General features: G+C 62.0%; 3 protein-coding genes and 1 pseudogene. 2 read left to right on the top strand and 2 right to left on the bottom strand.

Going from position 1 to position 3,240, the window contains the following annotated elements; all coding sequences use genetic code 11:
* Positions 1-49: 49 nt before the first annotated feature.
* Entirely contained in the window at positions 50-1,030 is a 981-nt protein-coding gene (gene ydcK, locus QZ766_RS08330) for a YdcK family protein (RefSeq protein WP_297200087.1), read from the top strand.
* On the opposite strand, the gene rimL is transcribed toward ydcK, so the two are convergent.
* The gene (gene rimL, locus QZ766_RS08325) at positions 1,022-1,585 is read right to left on the bottom strand and encodes a 50S ribosomal protein L7/L12-serine acetyltransferase (RefSeq protein WP_297200084.1); all 564 of its coding nucleotides are present in this window, start codon (positions 1,583-1,585) and stop codon (positions 1,022-1,024) included. The two genes, ydcK and rimL, sit on opposite strands and share 9 nt — an antisense overlap.
* A gap of 127 nt (positions 1,586-1,712) precedes the next feature.
* Between rimL and hpxO the strand changes: the two genes are divergently transcribed.
* The gene (gene hpxO, locus QZ766_RS08320) at positions 1,713-2,870 is read left to right on the top strand and encodes an FAD-dependent urate hydroxylase HpxO (RefSeq protein WP_297200081.1); all 1,158 of its coding nucleotides are present in this window, start codon (positions 1,713-1,715) and stop codon (positions 2,868-2,870) included.
* A 56-nt stretch (positions 2,871-2,926) separates the two neighbouring features.
* Here the strand turns inward: hpxO and QZ766_RS08315 are convergent.
* Positions 2,927-3,240: pseudogene (locus tag QZ766_RS08315) on the bottom strand (choline-sulfatase); the annotation flags it as partial.

The raw sequence follows: 3,240 nt of genomic DNA, 5'->3' as shown, positions 1-3,240 counted from the left end.
TTGAGATTCTTTGCTACGTTTATGTTAAACACCGGTGAAGAGTAGCCTAATGGATAAATACCGCCTCAGTGACGCCCCCCGCGTCTTTCACCTTCAGCAGGACGGCATCCGACGCACAGTGATGTTGTACCAGATTGTCGCCCTGCGGGACTTTGCCGACGTGGGCCGCGGCAGCACCGGGGGCTGGATTGAAGATGAGCGCGCCCTGAGCCAGTCGGGAAACTGCTGGATTTACGACACCAACAGCATGGTATTTGACGACGCGCGGGTGGACGGCGATGCGCGGTTAACCCAAACCTGCCTCATCAGCAGCGGCGCGCGGATTAGCGGCAGCGCGTGGATAGACGACGCGGTAATCAGCCACGGCGCGGCGATAGGTGACAACGTCACCGTGCAGAATTCCCGCGTTAGCGGCCCCTGCCGCCTGGCGGACCACGCGCAGATTCTGGATCAATGCGACATTATTGCCCTTGCGGGCATGACCGCAGATGTCAGCCTGCCGCTGCAGATCTACGGCCGCGCCCGGGTCAGCCGCTCGCGGGTCGTGCACCAGGCCCAGATTTACGGCGACGCGGTGGTGGATAACGCCTTTATCGAGCACCGGGCGGAAATTTTTGATTATGCCCGGCTTGAGGGCAACGAAGTGAATAATGTCTGGGTATGCGACTGTGCGAAAGTCTTCGGACGCGCGCGCATCGTCGCCGGTCATGAGAGCGACGCGATCCCTACCCTGCGCTACAGCACGCAGGTCTCGGGGGATGCACTGGTGGAAGGCAACTGCGTGCTGAAGCACCACGTGGCGGTGATGGGAAATGCGCGGCTGCGCGGTGGCCCTCTTCTGCTTGACGACCGCGTGCGGATCAGCGGCGACGCGCTGCTCGGCGGCGACGTGGTGATCTGCCAGGAGGTGGACATCAGCGGCGAGGCGGTCATTGAGGCGTCTGGCGGCGAACAAATAATCCTGCACGGGCCCAGAGTGATGGGCGGCAGGGAACGTATAACGCGCACGCCGCTGCCGGGATCAGGCTGAATAATCCACAATTCGCCCGTAAATATTCTGATCGTGAAACTCGCCGTTGAGAAACTCCGCCTGCCGCAGGCAGCCCTCCAGGCTGAACCCGTTGCGCACCGCCACCGCATTGCTGGCGGCGTTAGCGGTGCGGCACTTGATCACGAAGCGGCGCACCTCACCTTTGCGCGCGTAATAGTCCATAAATGCCTGCAGGCTGGCGGACAGCAGCCCTTTGCCCTGCTGCGCTTCATCGATCCAGTAGCCGATGTAGCCGGTTTTGTTTTGCGGCTCGATGGAATTAAACGACAGCACGCCCGTTATTTCACCGCCGCTGAAAATCAGGAACATTTTCGCGTAGCCGCGCTGGTGCAGCATCACGTTGCTGAGCATGGTTTTGCGGGTTTCCACCTCGCCGGTCACAAACCGGGGCCAGTCCAGGTTCTGCTGCAGCCACGCCCTGTTCCTGAGAATCATCTGGTACAGTGATGAAACAAAACATTCATTGGCGGCGTACAGCACGATCTCTTCCGAGACTTTGATAGCTTCGATCTCCTGCGGTATTTCGACGTGCATAATTTCTCCTGATGAGGCAGTAAAAGCACTGCTTTGGTGCATTTGCTGGCATTTAGCCCCGCGCCTGGCGCTTTTTACGCTGGTACGCATCTTGCTAGCTCCTTGTACAGCAATACAGGAGAGCAGCATGAAAGCAATTATAACGGGCGGCGGCATCGGCGGGCTGACAGCCGCCATTGCCCTCAGGCAGTGTGGCATTGAAACCCGCGTCTATGAAGCGGTGAAGGAAATTAAGCCGGTGGGTGCTGCGATTTCCCTCTGGCCAAACGGCGTTAAGTGCCTCAACTGGCTCGGGATGAAAACCGAACTGCGGGCACTGGGCGGTGCGATGGAGTACATGTCCTACCGCGACCACCAGCACAATCACACCATGACCCGATTCAGTCTCGATCCGCTGGTCAACAGCGTCGGCGAGCGTCCTTACCCGGTGGCGCGGGCCGAACTGCAGGAGATGCTGCTTAACGCCTGCGGGCGGGATTCGGTGCAGTTTGGCAAGCGGGTCATCGGCGTTGAATCCCTCAACGACGGCGTGCGGGCGCACTTTGAGGACGGCGACATTGCCGAGGCCGACCTGCTGATCGCCGCCGACGGTACCCACTCGGCCCTGCGTCCCTGGGTGCTGGGCCGCGACACCGAGCGCCGCTACGCGGGCTACGTCAACTGGAACGGACTGGTGAGTATCGACGAGGCGATTGCCCCGGCGAATCAGTGGACGACCTGGGTGGGCGAAGGCAAGCGGGTATCGCTGATGCCGGTATCCCGCGGCCGCTTTTACTTCTTTTTTGACGTGCCGCTGCCGAAAGGGCTGGCGGAAGACCGCACCACCGTTCGCGCCGATCTGCAGCGCTATTTTCAGGGCTGGGCGGAACCGGTGCAGACGCTGATCGCCCGCCTCGACCCGCAGACCACCAACCGCATCGAAATTCACGATATCGATCCGTTCGACACGCTGGTGCGCGGCCGGGTGGCCCTGCTGGGCGACGCCGGGCACAGTACTACGCCGGATATCGGTCAGGGCGGCTGTGCGGCAATGGAGGATGCGGTGGTGCTGGCCATGACGCTGCAGTCCCATTCGCTGGGCATTGAAGATGCGCTGCTGCGCTATCAGGCGCGCCGCGCGGCGCGGGTGGAGGATCTGGTACTGAAGGCCCGCCGCCGCTGCGACGTCACCCACGGCGTGGATATGCAGCAGACCCGGGCGTGGTACGACGAACTGTATCAGGAGACCGGCGAGCGGGTGCTGGCCGGAATGCGGGAAACTATCGTCGGCGGGCCGCTGGGATAAGCGCGGGCCTGCCGGGGCGAAAACCCGCCGGGATGCAGCCCGGCGGGAACACGCGGTCAGTCATTGCCGCGCGGATAGCGCTTATCACGTTCGAGATTGTTTAAATCCATATGGTTGCGCATATAGCGCTCGGAAGCCCTCTGCAGCGGCTGGTAATCCCAGGGATAGTAGCCGCCATTGCGTAACGCCTGGTAAACCACCAGCCTGCGCAGCTGGCTGGCCCGCACATCGGCGTCGTAACGCTCCAGATCCCAGCGTTCTGCGGCAATGGCCGCCAGCGCCGCCAGCGCCCCGGCGCAGGCGGGATCGTCCGCCAGGTTGTGCCGCTCGTCGGGATCGTCGGCCAGATTGAACAGCTGCGGCGGATCGG

It is taken from the genome of uncultured Pluralibacter sp. (genome assembly GCF_913775985.1).
Classification (GTDB): Bacteria; Pseudomonadota; Gammaproteobacteria; order Enterobacterales; family Enterobacteriaceae; genus Pluralibacter.
This window is presented reverse-complemented; position numbering and strand designations above follow the sequence as displayed.

Excerpts from the sequence above, each read along its gene's own strand:
- ydcK (WP_297200087.1), top strand. The coding sequence starts at position 50 with ATGGATAAATACCGCCTCAGTGACGCCCCCCGCGTCTTTCACCTTCAG.
- rimL (WP_297200084.1), bottom strand. The coding sequence starts at position 1,585 with ATGCACGTCGAAATACCGCAGGAGATCGAAGCTATCAAAGTCTCGGAA.
- hpxO (WP_297200081.1), top strand. The coding sequence starts at position 1,713 with ATGAAAGCAATTATAACGGGCGGCGGCATCGGCGGGCTGACAGCCGCC.